The sequence below is a fragment of the Streptomyces fildesensis genome, assembly GCF_016107395.1.
Lineage (GTDB): Bacteria > Actinomycetota > Actinomycetes > Streptomycetales > Streptomycetaceae > Actinacidiphila > Actinacidiphila fildesensis.
This window is the reverse complement of sequence record NZ_JAAIKO010000001.1, coordinates 668,980-687,484: the sequence shown is the minus strand read 5'-3', so window position 1 is coordinate 687,484 and position 18,505 is coordinate 668,980. Positions and strand designations below refer to the sequence as shown.

The following is an 18,505-nucleotide window of genomic DNA, read 5'->3' as shown; positions in this document are numbered from 1 at the left end:
GTGCACGTAACCCACGACACCCCCCTCGCCCCCCTGACGACCTTCCGGCTCGGCGGCCCCGCGGCCCGCCTCGTGACGGCCACCACCGACGCCGAAGTCGTCGAGGTGGTCCGCGCGGCGGACCGCGCCGGCACGCCGCTCCTGGTGATCGGCGGCGGCAGCAACCTCGTCATCGGGGACGCCGGATTCGACGGCACCGCGCTGCGCATCGCCACCACCGGCTTCACCCTCGACGGCACGGCGCTGGAACTGGCGGCCGGCGAGGTGTGGAGCGACGCGGTCGCCCGGACCGTCGAGGCCGGCCTGGCCGGTGTCGAGTGCCTGGCGGGCATCCCCGGATCCGCCGGGGCGACGCCGATCCAGAACGTGGGGGCGTACGGGCAGGACGTCTCGGCGACCGTCACCGAGGTCGTCGCGTACGACCGCCGCAGTGGCGAGACGGTGACGATCCCCGCCGCCGACTGCGGCTTCGCCTACCGCGACAGCCGATTCAAGGCCGACCCGGAGCGGTACGTCGTGCTGCGGGTGCGCTTCGGCCTGGAGGACGCCGGCGGGCTGTCGGCGCCGGTGAAGTACGCGGAAGTGGCCCGCGCCCTGGGCGTCGAGGCCGGCGACCGGGTCCCGGTGGCCACCGCCAGGACGACGGTGCTGGCGCTGCGCGCCGGCAAGGGGATGGTGCTGGACGCGGCCGACCACGACACCTGGTCGGCGGGTTCGTTCTTCACCAATCCGATCCTGACGGAGCGGGAGTTCGCGGAGTTCGTGAGCCGGGTGCACGACCGGCTCGGCGCGGACACCGAACCGCCCGCCTACCCCGCGGGGGACGGCCTGCGGAAGACGTCGGCTGCCTGGCTGATCGACCGCGCCGGGTTCGCCAAGGGGTACGGGGACGGCCCGGCCCGCATCTCCGGGAAGCACACCCTGGCGCTGACCAACCGCGGCCAGGCCAAGACCGAGGACCTGCTGGCCCTCGCCCGTGAGGTCCGCGACGGAGTGCGATCCGCCTTCGGAGTCACGCTCGTCAATGAACCGGTCATGGTCGGAACCCGTCTGTGAAGCAGGGAAGAGTCTCGGAGAGACCTCCCGGCGGTTTCCGCGCGGGCTGGTGACGAGGTCCGAGAGAGGGAATTGCCGCCCCGGCGAACGCAGTTGACGGAAGCTGACGGTAAGGGCGGAATGTGCGCAGGGCGGGGACGACCAGGGCCGCGACCGGAGCCACCGACGGGGTGGCGGCGTGGTTCGGCCGGTGGCCCGTCCGGCGGCACACCGTGGCCCTCACGCTCTGGACCGTCTGCTGGTTCGTGGTCACGTCCCGCAACGGCGGCGTCTCCTGGCACTACCTGAGGACCGGTGGCCGGCTGCTGACCGGCGGCGGCCCGGGCGGCGGGCTCGCGATCTACCAGAACCACCCGGAGCTGCAGATCGGCCCGGTCAGCTTTCTGACCGCCGCGCTCTTCGAGCCCTTCCCGCCGGGAGTGGGGGAGCGGCTGGCCGAGGCGTTCATGTCGGGCCTGGGCCTGTACATGCTGGTCGTGGTGGGCCGCACGGCCGCGGACTTCTACGCCGGCACCGGCATCAACCACCGCAGGCTGCAGCAGCGGGTGCTCATAGCCGGGCTGGCCTTCATCCCGATGTGGGTGGAGGTCTCGGTGCGGTTCGCGCACCTGGACGACGTACTGGCGCTGTTCTTCACCGCCCTGGCGGTGCGCGCCCTGGTCCGCGGCCGGCCGGCCGCCGTCGGCATCCTGCTGGCGCTGGCCGTGGACTCCAAGCCCTGGGCGCTGTCCTTCCTCCCGCTGCTGCTGGCGCTGCCGCGCGCGCACTGGCGCCGCGCCGCCTGCTGGCTGGTGGCCCTCGTCGCGGTGGCCTGGCTGCCGTTCTACGTCACCCACCTCGGCTCGGCCGCCGCCGCGCGGTTCGCGATCCCCAACCAGCCCGCGTCCGCGCTGCGCTGGTTCGGGGTGGCCGATGCCGTCACCCCCGGCTGGGACCGTCCCGCGCAGGCCCTGCTGGGCCTCGCGCTCGGCACGGTGGCGGTGCTGCGCGGCCGCTGGCCGGCCGTCGTGCTGCTCGGCGCGGACGCCAGGATCGCCCTCGACCCGAGCGTCTACACGTACTACAGCGCGTCGGTCCTGCTCGGGACGCTGCTGTGGGACGCGGTCGGGCAGCGCCGCCTGGTGCCCTGGTGGAGCTGGATCGCGCTGCTCTCGCTCTACGGGAGCGCGCTGCTGGTCCCGTCGGAGTCGGCGCAGGGGCTGATCCGGCTCTCGTTCGCGGCCGTGTCGGCGGCGTACGTCCTGCTGTGGCCCATGAAGAAGCGGACGAGACCCCGGGCGGGCGGCCGGCGCGCCGCCGCTACAGGGAGCCGGCGCGGCGCACCCGCTCCCATTCGAGGACGTTGAGGGCGGCTATGAGCAGCGCGAGCAGCCCGAGCGCGCCCACCGCGGGCAGCCGCGCCGCGAGCGGCAGCACGGCGAGGACGACGGCGGAGGCCGCCAGCCGCGTCGTCGACCACAGGCGGAACATCCGCCACCGGGTGTAACCGAAGACGGCCAGGAAGAGCGCGCAGCCCCCGAAGAGCAGCCCGGCCACGCCCGTGCCGAGCCGGGCCGCCGGGTGCGCGACCGCGTCGTGCATGCCGACCGCCACCGCGATCACCCCGCCGAGGAATCCGACGTGGGCGTAGGACAGCACCTCGCGGATGGTGTCGGTCTGCCGGTCGGAGGTGGCCAGGGCGTGCTGGATGGCGCTCGCCGCGAACGCGAAGTACACCCACCACAGGCCGGCCGCGAGGGTGAAGGCCGCCGCGACGGCGGTGAGCTCGGCCGCGTCCAGGTGCGCGGCAGCGGACGCCGGGGCGCCGATCGCCACGATCGACTCACCGAGCGCCACGATCAGGAACAGCCCGAAACGTTCCGGCAGATGCCCGGGGTGGAACCGCACCCGGGACAGCCGGCGGCGCAGCAGGAACGGCATCGACAGGTCGATCAGCGCGGCCGACCCCCACAGGGCGGTGCGCGCCGGGCCGTCGAGGAAGCCGCCCGCCAGCAGCATCGGTCCGGTGAGGCAGGCGCCGACGGCGAAGGCGCTGAGCCGTACGTCCTGCCAGCGCAGCACCAGCGCCCAGAGCACCAGCCGGGCCGCCCAGTACGAGGCCCCGTAGAGCACTCCGCGCCCGTCGTAGGCCAGCGGCAGCGCCAGCCCCATGAACAGCGCGCTGAGTCCGACGGCGAAGATCCCGATCCGGTCCAGCGGATTGTCGACGTCCTGCCGGTTGGCGTGCAGGGACATCCCCACCCAGGCCCAGTACGGCGGCACGAACACGATGAGCGCCCGCCCGACGCCCGCCCAGGAGTGGTCCTCGTGCAGCAGCGCGCTCACCTGCGTGATCGCGAACACGAACACCAGGTCGAAGAACAACTCCGCCCAGGTGACCCGCTTTTCGGCCTCGGCCATCCCCGCCCCCGTAACACTCACCGCCCCGACGGCGCACGACTGTACTGCGGGGGCCGGGCCGTCGAGTAAACCGTCCGGCGGGCGGTCAGGCCGGCAGCGCCAGCCAGTCCTCGATGCCGGCCAGCAGCCGCTCCCGTACCTCCGGCGGCGCCGCCGAGCCCCGTACCGACTGCCGGGCCAGCTCCGCCAGCTCCTCGTCCGTGAAGGCGTGCGAGTCCCGGGCGATCTCGTACTGCGCGGCGAGCCGGGAGCCGAAGAGCAGCGGGTCGTCGGCGCCCAGCGCCATCGGTACGCCCGCGTCGAAGAGCGTGCGCAGCGGCACGTCCTCCGGCTTCTCGTAGACGCCCAGCGCCACGTTGGACGCCGGGCAGACCTCGCAGGTGATCTGCCGCTCGGCGAGCCGTCTCAGCAGCCGCGGGTCCTCGGCGGCCCGTACGCCGTGCCCCACGCGCCCCGCGTGCAGGTCGTCGAGGCAGTCGCGGACGCTGCTGGGCCCGGCGAGCTCACCGCCGTGCGGGGCGGCGAGCAGCCCGCCGTCCCGGGCGATGGCGAAGGCGCGGTCGAAGTCGCGGGCGAGCCCGCGGCGCTCGTCGTTGGAGAGACCGAAGCCGACGACGCCCCGGTCGGCGTAGCGCACCGCGAGCCGGGCGAGGGTGCGGGCGTCGAGCGGGTGCTTCATGCGGTTGGCGGCGACGATGACGGCCATCCCGACGCCGGTGTCCCGGGAGGCGGTCGCCACCGCGTCCAGGATGATCTCCATGGTCGGGATGAGGCCGCCCAGCCGGGGTGCGTAGGACGTCGGGTCGACCTGGATCTCCAGCCACCCGGAGCCGTCCCTGGCGTCCTCCTCGGCGGCCTCATGGACCAGCCGCTGGATGTCCTCGGCGGTGCGCAGACACGAGCGCGCGCTGTCGTAGAGCCGCTGGAAGCGGAACCAGCCCCGCTCGTCGGTGGCCCGCAGTTTCGGTGGTTCGCCCGAGGTCAGCGCCTCGGGGAGGTGCACACCGTGCTGGTCCGCGAGGTCCAGCAGGGTCTCGGACCGCATGGAGCCGGTGAAGTGCAGATGGAGATGGGCCTTGGGGAGCAGACGGACATCACGTGCCATCCGAAGATCCTGCCGTACGGGTGACGCTGTCCGGTACCGGTTTCACCGAACGGGGACTTGCCCGAAAACAGAAACGGGCCCCCGGCAGCAGCCGGGGGCCCGTCAGAGGGAGAGCCGTCAGTCGCGGGCCTCGCCGAGCAGCTTCTGGATCCGGGAGACGCCCTCGACCAGGTCCTCGTCACCCAGTGCGTAGGAAAGCCGCAGGTAGCCGGGGGTGCCGAAGGCCTCACCCGGGACCACGGCGACCTCGACCTCGTCCAGGATGAGGGCCGCCAGCTCGACCGAGGACGCCGGGCGCTTGCCGCGGATCTCCTTGCCGAGCAGCTCCTTCACCGAGGGGTAGACGTAGAACGCGCCTTCGGGAGTGGGGCACACCACACCGTCGATCTCGTTCAGCATCCGCACGATGGTCTGCCGCCGCCGGTCGAAGGCGGTGCGCATCTCGGCGACCGCGTCCAGGTTCCCGGAGACCGCGGCCAGCGCGGCGATCTGGGCGACGTTGCTGACGTTGGAGGTGGCGTGCGACTGGAGGTTCGTCGCGGCCTTGATGACGTCCTTGGGGGCGATCATCCACCCGACGCGCCAGCCGGTCATGGCGTACGTCTTGGCGACGCCGTTCACCACGATGCACTTGTCGCGCAGCTCGGGAAGGACCGCCGGCAGCGAGGTGAAGGTCGCGTCACCGTAGACGAGGTGCTCGTAGATCTCGTCGGTGAGCACCCACAGGCCGTGCTCGACGGCCCAGCGGCCGATCGCCTCGGCGTCGGCCGCGCTGTAGACGGCGCCGGTCGGGTTGGACGGCGAGACGAAGAGCACGACCTTGGTCCGCGGGGTGCGGGCCGCCTCCAGCTGCTCGACCGTCACCCGGTAGCCGGTCGTCTCGTCCGCGACGACGTCGACGGGCACGCCGCCCGCGAGCCGGATCGACTCGGGGTAGGTGGTCCAGTACGGCGCCGGGACGATGACCTCGTCGCCCGGGTCGAGGATCGCGGCGAAGGCCTCGTAGATGGCCTGCTTGCCGCCGTTGGTGACCAGCACCTGGGAGGCGTCGACCTCGTAGCCCGAGTCGCGCAGCGTCTTGGCGGCGATGGCGGCCTTGAGCTCCGGCAGCCCGCCGGCCGGGGTGTAGCGGTGGAACTTCGGGTTGCGGCACGCCTCCACCGCGGCCTCGACGATGTAGTCGGGGGTCGGGAAGTCGGGCTCGCCGGCACCGAAGCCGATGACCGGACGCCCGGCGGCCTTGAGGGCCTTCGCCTTGGCGTCCACAGCGAGTGTCGCGGACTCGGAGATCGACCCGACGCGGGCCGACACCCGACGGTCGGAGGGGGACTGTACGGGGGGAGTGGCAGCGGTCATGAGTGCATGGTCCCAGACGGCGTACCGCCCCGGCACCGCGGTTTGCGGAGTGGACACCCCGGTGTTTACGGAGTGGACGGCGGGGCCTGCGGCGGAGCCGTTCGACGACCGGCCTGTGAACACGTACACTCATCCGTCGATGGCCCTCTCGCGAACTGCGGTACGTTGAGGGGCGTCTTCAAAGGGTCGTAGCTCAATTGGTAGAGCACTGGTCTCCAAAACCAGCGGTTGGGGGTTCAAGTCCCTCCGGCCCTGCTACACGCGTCCTCACCAGGATGCGGGCAGGTAATTGCACTCGCCGTACCGCGCGACGGGCGCGGTATGGCCACGACCCGGAGTCAGGTGAAGACGAGTGACTGAAATCACGGACTCCATCGAGGTCCCTGAGCCTGACGCATCCCAGGACAAGAAGGCCCGCCGCGGAGGTAAGCGCGGAAAGAAGGGCCCCCTGGCCCGTCTCGGCCTCTTCTACCGGCAGATCGTCGCCGAGCTCCGCAAGGTCGTCTGGCCTTCGCGTCACGACCTCACGACGTACACGAGCGTCGTAATTGTCTTCGTTGTCGTCGTCATCGGGCTTGTGTCCGTGATTGACTTTGGCTTCGCGAAGCTCGTCTCGTACGTCTTCGGATGATCCTGCGGACGACGCCCCTGCGGCGCCTTTCCGCATGTTCCACCCCTTGAAGTCAGGAAGAAGCAGTCACCGTGTCTGACCCGAACGTGTACGACGCCGACGAGTCCGTCGAGGGCGACGACACTGCGCTCGACATCGTCGAGGCAGCCGACGGCGACATCGACCAGGCCGAAGCTGCCGATGAAGCCGCGGGCGAAGCCGCCGAGCAGGCCGCCGTCCACGTCATCGACGAGACCGGTGCGGCAGTCGCCGAGGACGCCCAGGACGAGACCGAGGCGGCCGTCGACGAAGAGGCCGACGCCGTGCTTGCCGAGGCCGACGCCGAGCTGGCCGAGGACGCCGAGCCCGTCGAGGAGCCGGAGCCGGTCGACCCCGTCGCCGCCTTCCGCGAGGAACTCCGCACTCTGCCCGGCGAGTGGTACGTCATCCACACGTACGCCGGCTACGAGAACCGCGTGAAGTCCAACCTGGAGCAGCGCGCCGTCTCGCTGAACGTCGAGGACTACATCTACCAGGCAGAAGTGCCCCAGGAAGAAGTAGCCCAGATCAAGAACGGCGAGCGGAAGACGGTCAAGCAGAACAAGCTTCCCGGCTATGTGCTCGTCCGCATGGACCTGACGAACGAGTCGTGGGGTGTCGTCCGCAACACGCCGGGCGTCACCGGCTTCGTGGGCAACGCGTACGACCCGTACCCGCTGACGCTGGACGAGATCCTCAAGATGCTCGCTCCCGAGGTCGAGGCGGCCGCCGAGGCCGCCGCCGCCGCGGACGGCACGGGTCCGGCCCGCAAGATCGAGGTCCAGGTGCTGGACTTCGAGGTCGGCGACTCGGTCACCGTCACCGACGGCCCGTTCGCGACGCTGCAGGCGACGATCAACGAGATCAACCCGGATTCGAAGAAGATCAAGGGCCTCGTCGAGATCTTCGGCCGTGAGACCCCGGTCGAGCTCAGCTTCGACCAGATCCAGAAGAACTGACTTTTTTACACGTCCGACCAGGTCAGACCGGATTTCATCGCCGGTCTGGCCTGTTTGGTTTCAGGCCACGCCGCGATACCCGTTATCGTGGTGCGGTATGCCTGCTAGCAGGCGAAACAACTCTCACTAGGACCCGGAGAGAGCAATGCCTCCCAAGAAGAAGAAGATCACGGGGCTTATCAAGCTCCAGATCAACGCGGGCGCGGCCAACCCCGCCCCGCCCGTCGGCCCCGCACTGGGCCAGCACGGCGTCAACATCATGGAGTTCTGCAAGGCCTACAACGCCGCGACCGAGTCGCAGCGTGGCATGGTCGTGCCGGTGGAGATCACGGTCTACGACGACCGCTCCTTCACCTTCATCACCAAGACTCCGCCGGCCGCGAAGCTGATCCTCAAGGCCGCGGGCGTGGAGAAGGGCTCCGGCGAGCCGCACGTCAAGAAGGTCGCGAAGCTCACCGCCGCTCAGGTGCGTGACATCGCCACCGTCAAGATGCCGGACCTGAACGCCAACGACCTGGACGCCGCGTCGAAGATCATCGCCGGCACCGCCCGTTCCATGGGCATCACGGTCGAGGGCTGACACCCACCCCGAAGCACGTCTGTGGAAGGGCCGCGCGCGGTCCGTACCACGACTCCACTCACCATTGAGGAGCAGCAGTGAAGCGCAGCAAGACTCTCCGCGCTGCGGACGCGAAGATCGACCGGGAGAAGCTCTACGCCCCGCTCGAGGCCGTCCGTCTCGCCAAGGAGACCGCAGCGACGAAGTTCGACTCGACCGTCGAGGTCGCCATGTGCCTGGGTGTCGACCCGCGCAAGGCCGACCAGATGGTCCGCGGCACCGTGAACCTCCCCCACGGCACCGGCAAGACCGCCCGGGTCCTGGTCTTCGCGACCGGTGACCGTGCCGAGGCCGCGCGTGCCGCCGGCGCCGACATCGTCGGCTCCGACGAGCTCATCGAAGAGGTGGCCAAGGGCCGCCTCGACTTCGACGCCGTCGTCGCCACCCCGGACCTCATGGGCAAGGTCGGCCGCCTCGGCCGCGTGCTCGGTCCCCGTGGCCTGATGCCGAACCCGAAGACCGGCACCGTGACCCCGGACGTGGCCAAGGCCGTGACCGAGATCAAGGGCGGCAAGATCGAGTTCCGCGTCGACAAGCACTCGAACATGCACTTCATCATCGGCAAGGTGTCGTTCGATGACGCGCAGCTGGTCGAGAACTACGGCGCGGCCCTGGACGAGCTCCTTCGTCTGAAGCCGTCCGCCTCCAAGGGCCGGTACATCAAGAAGGCCGTCATCAGCACCACGATGGGCCCCGGTATCCCGGTGGACCAGAGTCGTACCCGCAACCTCCTCGTCGAAGAGGACCCGGCCGCCGTCTGATTCTGACGACGCCGCCGCGTACGCGACTCGGGCCGGGCCCCGCTCCTCTCCGGAGCGGGGCCCGGCCTGTCAGCTGTCCCGGCCCTGTACGCCCCTGTCCCGCCCGGACGGGGGCGCCGGCGCCCCCACGGCGTTCCGGCCCGAACGCGGCCGCTGAGCGGCCCGTTGAGGCGATTTGCCGGATCGCGACCCGTTCGCGTACGCTATCGAAGAAGCCAAAGACCGCTGGTCGCTGCTGTGCCCTCGTTGAGGAGCGCGGCGGCCGAAGGATCCGCTAGCTGCGGACGACCCGCTCAGGTTGCTGTGGAAGAACTCCTGGAATTCATTCTGGTTGAGTAACGCCCCGTGCGCCTGCGCCGGGGCGTTCGTGTTGCCCAGCCCCTTCCGTGCGGTCCGAATCACCCGGAAGGAGGCCGAGACTCATGGCGAGGCCCGATAAGGCTGCTGCGGTTGCCGAGCTGACGGACAAGTTCCGCAGCTCCAACGCCGCAATGCTGACCGAGTACCGCGGTCTCACCGTGGCGCAGCTCAAGACGCTGCGCCGTTCGCTCGGTGAGAACGCTCAGTACGCCGTGGTGAAGAACACGCTGACCAAGATCGCGGCCAACGAGGCCGGGATCAGCACGCTGGACGACCTGTTCGCAGGTCCGACGGCGGTTGCCTTCGTCACCGGTGACCCGGTGGAGTCGGCGAAGAGTCTGCGTGACTTCGCCAAGGACAACCCCAACCTCATCATCAAGGGCGGTGTCCTTGACGGTAAGGCGCTGACCGCTGATGAGATCAAGAAGCTCGCGGACCTCGAGTCCCGCGAGGTTCTGCTCGCCAAGGTGGCCGGTGGCATCAAGGCGTCGATGGCCAAGGCCGCGGCGACTTTCCAGGCCCCGCTCACGGAGTTCGTCCGCACTGCGGACGCGCTTCGCGCCAAGGTCGAGCAGGGCGGTGCCGGTACGCCGGCTCCCGCCGAGGCCGAGGTGGCGGAGTAACCCTCCGCCCCTGGTCGCAGCGGGCGCCTCACGCCCGCCTTCATGTACACCCGGCACCTGCCGAATAGTGGAAGGACGCCATCATGGCGAAGCTGTCCCAGGAAGAGCTGCTCGCGCAGTTCGAGACCCTGACCCTCATCGAGCTCTCTGAGTTCGTCAAGGCGTTCGAAGAGAAGTTCGACGTCAAGGCTGCCGCCCCGGTCGCCGTCGCCGCCGGTGGCGCTGCCGCCGTCGCCGACGCCCCGGAGGAGCAGGACGAGTTCGACGTCGTCCTCACCGGCGCCGGCGAGAAGAAGATCCAGGTCATCAAGGTTGTGCGTGAGCTCACCTCGCTGGGTCTGAAGGAGGCCAAGGACCTCGTCGACGGCGCTCCGAAGCCGGTCCTCGAGAAGGTCGCCAAGGACGTTGCCGAGAAGGCTGCGGACTCCCTCAAGGCCGCTGGCGCGTCCGTCGAGGTCAAGTAACTCCCAGCCCCTCCACAAGGGGCTGAACAGCCGCAGGGCGGCCACCCGAAAGGGTGGCCGCCCTCGGTCGTTCCCGGAGTCCTCCAGGGGGCCTGTAGCCGCCCGGGGGTAAGGTGATCATCCCCGCCGGGCCAGGGGGGCCGTGCGGATCTCCGGGGGGCTGGGGCCTTGACGAACCGCACGCGGCGCGCAATTCTCAGGACGCGTCGTAAGTTCGATCCGGGGTCCGAGGCATGGATCGAGCGCGATGCGGGAATGCCTAGCGTCAAGCACAGATCCGGTGCCGAGACCGGGTCGACAACAGTGGCGAGGGGGCAATGATTCGGTACTCCGAATCTCTGCCTGGACATCAGTGTGCCGAGTGGCTACACTGACCCTTTGCGCTGCCTGTTAGCTGTAGCCTGGCCCGTCACCAGGGACAGCCCCAAGCCTGAGCACGGAATGAAGAGATGTCCCGTCTGTGGACATCCCCGTGTGCTCGGGGGCGGACACCGGTATGCGCGTAGTGAGTCCGAGCCCTCGGAAGGACCCCCTCTTGGCCGCCTCGCGCAACGCCTCGACTGCCAATACGAACAACGGTGCCAGCACTTCACCGCTGCGCATCTCTTTTGCGAAGATCAAGGAACCCCTCGAGGTACCGAACCTCCTCGCGCTGCAGACCGAGAGCTTTGACTGGCTGCTCGGCAACGCCGCGTGGAAGGCTCGTGTCGAGGCGGCTCTGGAAAGTGGCCAGGACGTCCCCAGGAAGTCGGGTCTGGAAGAGATCTTCGAGGAGATCTCTCCGATCGAAGACTTCTCCGGGTCGATGTCGCTCACCTTCCGCGACCACCGTTTTGAGCCTCCGAAGAACTCGATCGACGAGTGCAAGGAGCGCGACTTCACGTACGGCGCTCCGCTCTTCGTCACCGCCGAGTTCACCAACAACGAGACCGGCGAGATCAAGTCGCAGACGGTCTTCATGGGCGACTTCCCGCTCATGACCAACAAGGGCACCTTCTGCATCAACGGCACCGAGCGTGTCGTCGTGTCGCAGCTGGTCCGCTCGCCCGGCGTCTACTTCGACTCCTCGATCGACAAGACGTCCGACAAGGACATCTTCTCGGCGAAGGTCATCCCGTCCCGCGGTGCCTGGCTCGAGCTCGAGATCGACAAGCGCGACATGGTCGGTGTCCGCATCGACCGCAAGCGCAAGCAGTCGGTCACCGTGCTCCTCAAGGCTCTCGGTTGGACGACCGAGCAGATCCTCGAGGAGTTCGGCGAGTACGAGTCCATGCGCGCCACCCTGGAGAAGGACCACACCCAGGGCCAGGACGACGCGCTGCTCGACATCTACCGCAAGCTGCGTCCGGGCGAACCGCCGACCCGCGAGGCCGCGCAGACGCTGCTCGAGAACCTCTACTTCAACCCGAAGCGCTACGACCTCGCGAAGGTCGGCCGCTACAAGGTGAACAAGAAGCTCGGCAGCGACAAGCCGCTCGACGCCGGCGTGCTGACCACGGCCGACGTTCTCGCGACCATCAAGTACCTGGTCAAGCTGCACGCCGGTGAGACCGAGACCGTGGGCGAGGACGGCCGGAACATCGTCGTCGAGACCGACGACATCGACCACTTCGGCAACCGTCGTCTGCGCAACGTCGGCGAGCTCATCCAGAACCAGGTCCGTACCGGCCTGGCTCGTATGGAGCGCGTCGTCCGCGAGCGGATGACCACCCAGGACGTCGAGGCGATCACGCCGCAGACCCTGATCAACATCCGGCCGGTCGTCGCCTCCATCAAGGAGTTCTTCGGCACCAGCCAGCTGTCCCAGTTCATGGACCAGACGAACCCGCTGTCGGGTCTGACCCACAAGCGTCGTCTGTCCGCGCTGGGCCCGGGTGGTCTGTCCCGTGAGCGCGCCGGCTTCGAGGTCCGTGACGTTCACCCGTCGCACTACGGCCGCATGTGTCCGATCGAGACCCCGGAAGGCCCGAACATCGGCCTGATCGGCTCGCTCGCCTCCTACGGCCGGGTCAACGCCTTCGGCTTCGTGGAGACCCCGTACCGCAAGGTCGTCGAGGGCATCGTCACCGATGACGTCGACTACCTGACGGCCGACGAGGAGGACCGCTTCGTCATCGCGCAGGCCAACGCGCCGCTGACGGACGACAACCACTTCGAAGAGGCCCGCGTCCTGGTCCGCCGCCGTGGCGGCGAGATCGACTACATCCCCGGCGCCGACGTCGACTACATGGACGTCTCGCCGCGCCAGATGGTGTCGGTCGCGACCGCGATGATCCCGTTCCTCGAGCACGACGACGCCAACCGCGCGCTCATGGGATCGAACATGATGCGCCAGGCGGTGCCGCTCATCAAGAGCGAGGCCCCGCTGGTCGGCACCGGCATGGAGTACCGCTGCGCGGTCGACGCCGGTGACGTCATCAAGGCCGAGAAGGACGGTGTGGTCCAGGAGGTCTCCGCGGACTACGTCACGGTCGCCAACGACGACGGCACCTACACCACGTACCGGGTGGCGAAGTTCAGCCGCTCGAACCAGGGCACCTCCTTCAACCAGAAGGTCGTCGTCGACGAGGGCGCTCGCGTCGTCGCCAACCAGGTCCTGGCCGACGGCCCCTCCACCGACGAGGGCGAGATGGCCCTCGGCAAGAACCTCCTCGTGGCATTCATGCCGTGGGAAGGCCACAACTACGAAGACGCGATCATCCTCAGCCAGCGGCTGGTCCAGGACGACGTCCTCTCCTCGATCCACATCGAGGAGCACGAGGTCGACGCCCGTGACACCAAGCTCGGCCCGGAGGAGATCACCCGGGACATCCCGAACGTCTCCGAGGAGGTCCTCGCGGACCTCGACGAGCGCGGGATCATCCGCATCGGTGCCGACGTCGTCGCCGGCGACATCCTGGTCGGAAAGGTCACGCCCAAGGGCGAGACCGAGCTGACCCCGGAGGAGCGCCTGCTCCGTGCGATCTTCGGTGAGAAGGCGCGCGAAGTGCGCGACACCTCGCTGAAGGTGCCGCACGGCGAGACCGGCAAGGTCATCGGCGTCCGCGTCTTCGACCGCGAAGAGGGCGACGAGCTGCCGCCGGGCGTGAACCAGCTGGTCCGCGTCTACGTCGCGCAGAAGCGCAAGATCAACAATGGTGACAAGCTTGCCGGACGTCACGGCAACAAGGGCGTCATCTCGAAGATCCTGCCGGTCGAGGACATGCCGTTCCTGGAGGACGGCACCCCGGTCGACATCATCCTCAACCCGCTGGGTGTCCCGTCCCGAATGAACCCGGGACAGGTCCTGGAGATCCACCTCGGCTGGCTCGCCCAGCAGGGTTGGGACACCTCCGGGATCAGCACCGAGTGGGCCCGCCGGCTGGAGTCCATCGGAGCCGACAAGGTGCCCGCGGGCTCCAACGTCGCCACCCCGGTGTTCGACGGTGCGCGCGAGGACGAGATCACCGGCCTCTTCGAGGCCACGATCCCGAACCGCGACGGCGACCGGATGGTGCTGCCCTCGGGTAAGGCCCGGATGTTCGACGGCCGCTCCGGCGAGCCGTTCCCGGACCCGATCTCGGTCGGCTACATGTACATCCTGAAGCTCCACCACCTGGTGGACGACAAGCTCCACGCCCGCTCCACCGGCCCGTACTCCATGATCACGCAGCAGCCGCTGGGTGGTAAGGCGCAGTTCGGTGGCCAGCGATTCGGTGAAATGGAGGTGTGGGCACTTGAGGCATACGGTGCCGCCTACGCCCTCCAGGAGCTGCTGACGATCAAGTCTGACGACGTGCTCGGCCGCGTGAAGGTGTACGAGGCGATCGTCAAGGGCGAGAACATCCCCGAACCCGGCATTCCCGAGTCCTTCAAGGTGCTCATCAAGGAAATGCAGTCGCTGTGCCTCAACGTGGAGGTGCTGTCCTCGGACGGTATGTCCATCGAGATGCGCGACACGGACGAGGATGTCTTCCGCGCTGCGGAAGAGCTCGGTATCGACCTGTCCCGGCGTGAGCCGAGCAGCGTCGAAGAGGTCTGACGGGCCTGGTCGGGACTCCCTCACCGGAGTCCCGGCCGCCCCGGACCGTTCAGACCATGTTTGACACTCGACCCTGAAAGAGGGATTGACGACAAGTGCTCGACGTCAACTTCTTCGACGAGCTGCGGATCGGCCTCGCCACCGCGGACGACATCCGGACCTGGTCGCACGGCGAAGTAAAGAAGCCGGAGACCATCAACTACCGCACGCTCAAGCCGGAAAAGGACGGGCTCTTCTGCGAGAAGATCTTCGGTCCGACCCGGGACTGGGAGTGCTACTGCGGTAAGTACAAGCGTGTCCGCTTCAAGGGCATCATCTGCGAGCGCTGCGGCGTCGAGGTAACTCGCGCCAAGGTGCGTCGTGAGCGGATGGGCCACATTGAGCTGGCCGCTCCCGTGACCCACATCTGGTACTTCAAGGGCGTTCCGTCGCGGCTGGGCTACCTGCTCGACCTCGCCCCGAAGGACCTCGAGAAGGTCATCTACTTCGCCGCCTACATGATCACGTGGGTCGACGACGAGCGCCGTACGCGCGATCTGCCCTCCCTCGAGGCGCAGGTCTCCGTCGAGCGCCAGCAGGTCGAGAACCGCCGGGATTCCGATGTCGAGAACCGGCAGAAGAAGCTCGAAGCGGACCTCGGCGAGCTGGAGGCCGAGGGCGCCAAGGCCGACGTGCGCCGCAAGGTGCGCGAAGGTGCCGAGCGTGAGATGAAGCAGCTCCGTGACCGCGCCCAGCGCGAGATCGACCGCCTCGACGAGGTGTGGGCCCGCTTCAAGAACCTCAAGGTCCAGGACCTCGAGGGCGACGAGCTGCTCTACCGCGAGCTGCGCGAGCGCTTCGGTACGTACTTCTCCGGTTCGATGGGTGCCGCGGCGCTGCAGAAGCGCCTCGAGACCTTCGACCTCGAGGAGGAGGCCGAGCGTCTCCGCGAGATCATCCGTACCGGCAAGGGCCAGAAGAAGACCCGTGCGCTCAAGCGCCTCAAGGTCGTCTCGGCGTTCCTGCAGACCACCAACAAGCCCAACGGCATGGTGCTGGACTGCGTCCCGGTCATCCCGCCGGACCTGCGTCCGATGGTGCAGCTGGACGGTGGCCGCTTCGCGACCTCCGACCTGAACGACCTGTACCGCCGCGTGATCAACCGCAACAACCGCCTCAAGCGTCTCCTTGACCTCGGTGCCCCCGAGATCATCGTGAACAACGAGAAGCGGATGCTGCAGGAGGCCGTCGACGCGCTGTTCGACAACGGCCGCCGTGGTCGCCCGGTCACCGGTCCCGGTAACCGCCCGCTGAAGTCCCTGAGCGACATGCTCAAGGGCAAGCAGGGTCGTTTCCGTCAGAACCTGCTCGGCAAGCGAGTCGACTACTCGGCCCGTTCGGTCATCGTCGTCGGCCCGCAGCTCAAGCTGCACCAGTGCGGTCTGCCGAAGGCCATGGCGCTGGAGCTCTTCAAGCCGTTCGTGATGAAGCGCCTGGTGGACCTGAACCACGCGCAGAACATCAAGTCGGCCAAGCGCATGGTCGAGCGCGGCCGCACCGTCGTCTACGACGTCCTCGAAGAGGTCATCGCAGAGCACCCGGTGCTGCTGAACCGTGCACCGACCCTGCACCGCCTCGGCATCCAGGCCTTCGAGCCCCAGCTGGTCGAGGGCAAGGCCATCCAGATCCACCCGCTCGTCTGCACCGCGTTCAACGCGGACTTCGACGGTGACCAGATGGCCGTGCACCTGCCGCTGTCGGCAGAGGCGCAGGCCGAGGCCCGCATCCTGATGCTGTCCTCGAACAACATCCTGAAGCCGGCCGACGGTCGTCCCGTCACCATGCCGACCCAGGACATGGTGCTGGGTCTGTTCTTCCTCACCACCGAGCCGGAAGAGCGCGTGCTCATCGGCGAGGGCCGGGCGTTCGGTTCCACCGCCGAAGCGATCATGGCGTTCGACAACCGCGAGCTCTCGCTGCAGTCGAAGGTCGACATCCGCTTCCCGGTCGGCACCGTCCCGCCGCGTGGCTGGACCCCGCCCGCCCAGGAAGAGGGCGAGCAGGGTTACCAGGTCGGCGACACGTTCCGGCTGCGGACGTCCCTGGGGCGCGCGCTCTTCAACGAGCTGCTGCCCGAGGACTACCCGTTCGTCGACTACGCGGTCGGCAAGAAGCAGCTCTCCGAGATCGTCAACGACCTCGCCGAGCGGTACCCGAAGGTCATCGTGGCGGCGACGCTCGACAACCTGAAGGCGGCCGGCTTCCACTGGGCCACCCGTTCCGGCGTCACCGTGGCCGTCACGGACATCGTCGTCCCCGAGGCCAAGAAGGCCATCGTCAAGGGGTACGAGGAGCAGGACGAGAAGGTCCAGAAGCAGTACGAGCGCGGCCTGATCACCAAGGACGAGCGCACGCAGGAGCTCATCGCGATCTGGACCAAGGCGACCAACGAGGTTGCCGAGGCGATGAACGCGAACTTCCCCAAGACGAACCCCATCTTCATGATGGTTGACTCGGGTGCCCGAGGAAACATGATGCAGATGCGTCAGATCGCCGGTATGCGTGGTCTGGTGTCGAACGCGAAGAACGAGACCATCCCGCGTCCCATCAAGGCCTCGTTCCGTGAGGGCCTGTCCGTGCTGGAGTACTTCATCTCCACCCACGGTGCCCGTAAGGGTCTCGCGGACACCGCCCTGCGTACCGCCGACTCGGGTTACCTGACCCGTCGTCTGGTGGACGTCTCGCAGGACGTCATCATCCGCGAGGAGGACTGCGGTACCGAGCGCGGCCTCAAGCTGCAGATCGGTGCGCGCGGCGAGGACGGCGTCCTTCGTAAGACGGACGACGTCGAGACCAGCGTCTACGCCCGCATGCTCGCCGAGGACGTCGTCATCGACGGCAAGGTGATCGCGCCGGCCAACGTGGACCTGGGCGACGTGCTCATCGACCAGCTGATCCAGCACGGTGTCGAGCAGGTCAAGACCCGCTCGATCCTCACCTGCGAGTCCACGGTCGGCACCTGTGCCTTCTGCTACGGACGCTCGCTGGCCACCGGCAAGCTGGTGGACATCGGTGAGGCCGTCGGTATCATCGCGGCCCAGTCGATCGGTGAGCCCGGTACCCAGCTGACGATGCGTACCTTCCACACCGGTGGTGTGGCGGGTGACGACATCACGCAGGGTCTGCCGCGTGTCGTCGAGCTCTTCGAGGCCCGTGTCCCCAAGGGTGTCGCCCCGATCTCCGAGGCTGTCGGCCGGGTCCGCATCGAGGAGACCGAGAAGACGAAGAAGCTCGTCGTCACCCCGGACGACGGCAGCGAGGAGATCGCTTACCCGATCTCCAAGCGGTCCCGTCTGCTGGTGGGCGAGGGCGACCACGTCGAGGTCGGCCAGAAGCTGACCGTGGGTGCCACCAACCCGCACGACGTGCTGCGTATCCTCGGCCAGCGCCAGGTTCAGATCCACCTGGTGGCCGAAGTGCAGAAGGTCTACAACAACCAGGGCGTGTCGATCCACGACAAGCACATCGAGATCATCATCCGGCAGATGCTCCGCCGTGTGACGATCATCGAGTCCGGCGACGCCGAGCTGCTGCCCGGCGAGCTGGTCGAGCGCGGCCGCTTCGAGACCGAGAACCGTCGTGTGGTCTCCGAGGGCGGTCACCCCGCCTCCGGCCGTCCGCAGCTGATGGGTATCACCAAGGCCTCGCTGGCGACCGAGTCCTGGCTGTCGGCCGCCTCCTTCCAGGAGACGACCCGAGTGCTGACCGACGCGGCGATCCACGCCAAGTCGGACTCGCTGCTCGGCCTGAAGGAGAACGTCATCATCGGTAAGCTCATCCCGGCCGGTACGGGTCTTGCCCGTTACCGGAACATCCGGGTGGAGCCCACCGAGGAGGCGAAGGCAGCGATGTACTCGGCCGTCGGTTACGACGACATCGACTACTCGCCCTTCGGCACCGGCTCCGGCCAGGCCGTTCCCCTGGAGGACTACGACTACGGCCCCTACAACGGCTGAGTCGTGTCCCACAGAGTCTGATCCGCAAGGCGGCCGTCCCCTCCCGGGATGGCCGCCTTGCGGCTTTTCGCGGAACTTCGCACGGTCGCCGTGCGTCCGTCAGTATGGAGAGACCATTCCAAGGCGGGGAGGTGTCG

Annotated in this window: 13 protein-coding genes and 1 tRNA gene; 11 read left to right on the top strand and 3 right to left on the bottom strand. The window is 68.3% G+C overall.

Going from position 1 to position 18,505, the window contains the following annotated elements; translation table 11 throughout:
• A complete protein-coding gene (locus C6N31_RS03065) occupies window positions 1–1,056 on the top strand; it encodes a UDP-N-acetylmuramate dehydrogenase (protein WP_138352876.1) in 1,056 nt (351 codons plus the stop codon).
• Window positions 1,057–1,178: 122 nt separating this feature from the next.
• Window positions 1,179–2,402, top strand: a complete 1,224-nt coding sequence (locus C6N31_RS03060; RefSeq protein WP_381585453.1) for a hypothetical protein — start codon at window positions 1,179–1,181, stop codon at window positions 2,400–2,402.
• On the opposite strand, the gene C6N31_RS03055 is transcribed toward C6N31_RS03060, so the two are convergent.
• The 3 genes from C6N31_RS03055 to C6N31_RS03045 all read right to left on the bottom strand — a co-directional run bounded on the left by C6N31_RS03055 (window position 2,356) and on the right by C6N31_RS03045 (window position 5,917).
• Window positions 2,356–3,456: a low temperature requirement protein A gene (locus tag C6N31_RS03055; RefSeq protein ID WP_138352877.1), complete on the bottom strand. Its 1,101-nt coding sequence runs from the start codon at window positions 3,454–3,456 to the stop codon at window positions 2,356–2,358. The two genes, C6N31_RS03060 and C6N31_RS03055, sit on opposite strands and share 47 nt — an antisense overlap.
• Window positions 3,457–3,541: 85 nt before the next feature.
• Entirely contained in the window at window positions 3,542–4,561 is a 1,020-nt protein-coding gene (locus C6N31_RS03050; RefSeq protein WP_138352878.1) for an adenosine deaminase, read from the bottom strand.
• Between the two features lie 117 nt (window positions 4,562–4,678).
• Window positions 4,679–5,917 (bottom strand): pyridoxal phosphate-dependent aminotransferase, encoded by a 1,239-nt coding sequence (locus C6N31_RS03045; protein WP_138352879.1) that lies wholly within the window; start codon window positions 5,915–5,917, stop codon window positions 4,679–4,681.
• 182 nt (window positions 5,918–6,099) lie between these two features.
• Here C6N31_RS03045 and C6N31_RS03040 point away from each other — a divergent pair.
• The 9 genes from C6N31_RS03040 (at window position 6,100) to C6N31_RS03000 (ending at window position 18,368) form a co-directional block, all read left to right on the top strand.
• Window positions 6,100–6,172 (top strand) — tRNA-Trp (locus tag C6N31_RS03040).
• Window positions 6,173–6,269: 97 nt separating this feature from the next.
• Window positions 6,270–6,548, top strand: a complete 279-nt coding sequence (gene secE, locus C6N31_RS03035; RefSeq protein WP_138352880.1) for a preprotein translocase subunit SecE — start codon at window positions 6,270–6,272, stop codon at window positions 6,546–6,548.
• Window positions 6,549–6,619: 71 nt separating this feature from the next.
• Window positions 6,620–7,525, top strand: a complete 906-nt coding sequence (gene nusG / locus C6N31_RS03030) for a transcription termination/antitermination protein NusG (protein ID WP_138352881.1) — start codon at window positions 6,620–6,622, stop codon at window positions 7,523–7,525.
• A gap of 145 nt (window positions 7,526–7,670) precedes the next feature.
• A complete protein-coding gene (gene rplK, locus C6N31_RS03025; protein WP_138352882.1) occupies window positions 7,671–8,105 on the top strand; it encodes a 50S ribosomal protein L11 in 435 nt (144 codons plus the stop codon).
• Window positions 8,106–8,182: 77 nt separating this feature from the next.
• The gene (gene rplA, locus C6N31_RS03020; protein WP_138352883.1) at window positions 8,183–8,905 is read left to right on the top strand and encodes a 50S ribosomal protein L1; all 723 of its coding nucleotides are present in this window, start codon (window positions 8,183–8,185) and stop codon (window positions 8,903–8,905) included.
• Window positions 8,906–9,327: 422 nt separating this feature from the next.
• Window positions 9,328–9,888, top strand: coding sequence for a 50S ribosomal protein L10 (rplJ, locus tag C6N31_RS03015; RefSeq protein ID WP_138352884.1), 561 nt, complete (start codon window positions 9,328–9,330; stop codon window positions 9,886–9,888).
• A gap of 83 nt (window positions 9,889–9,971) precedes the next feature.
• The gene (rplL, locus tag C6N31_RS03010) at window positions 9,972–10,352 is read left to right on the top strand and encodes a 50S ribosomal protein L7/L12 (RefSeq protein ID WP_198357083.1); all 381 of its coding nucleotides are present in this window, start codon (window positions 9,972–9,974) and stop codon (window positions 10,350–10,352) included.
• Between the two features lie 535 nt (window positions 10,353–10,887).
• Complete coding sequence (rpoB, locus tag C6N31_RS03005) at window positions 10,888–14,373, top strand: DNA-directed RNA polymerase subunit beta (RefSeq protein WP_164297309.1); 3,486 nt, start codon at window positions 10,888–10,890, stop codon at window positions 14,371–14,373.
• A gap of 95 nt (window positions 14,374–14,468) precedes the next feature.
• The gene (locus tag C6N31_RS03000; protein ID WP_138352887.1) at window positions 14,469–18,368 is read left to right on the top strand and encodes a DNA-directed RNA polymerase subunit beta'; all 3,900 of its coding nucleotides are present in this window, start codon (window positions 14,469–14,471) and stop codon (window positions 18,366–18,368) included.
• The last annotated feature ends 137 nt before the right edge of the window (window positions 18,369–18,505 follow it).

Bases quoted from the DNA above. Each gene is read 5' to 3' on its own strand.
- rplK (WP_138352882.1), top strand. From the start codon at position 7,671: ATGCCTCCCAAGAAGAAGAAGATCACGGGGCTTATCAAGCTCCAGATC.
- C6N31_RS03045 (WP_138352879.1), bottom strand. From the start codon at position 5,917: ATGACCGCTGCCACTCCCCCCGTACAGTCCCCCTCCGACCGTCGGGTG.
- rplL (WP_198357083.1), top strand. From the start codon at position 9,972: ATGGCGAAGCTGTCCCAGGAAGAGCTGCTCGCGCAGTTCGAGACCCTG.
- C6N31_RS03050 (WP_138352878.1), bottom strand. From the start codon at position 4,561: ATGGCACGTGATGTCCGTCTGCTCCCCAAGGCCCATCTCCATCTGCAC.
- rplJ (WP_138352884.1), top strand. From the start codon at position 9,328: ATGGCGAGGCCCGATAAGGCTGCTGCGGTTGCCGAGCTGACGGACAAG.
- C6N31_RS03055 (WP_138352877.1), bottom strand. From the start codon at position 3,456: ATGGCCGAGGCCGAAAAGCGGGTCACCTGGGCGGAGTTGTTCTTCGAC.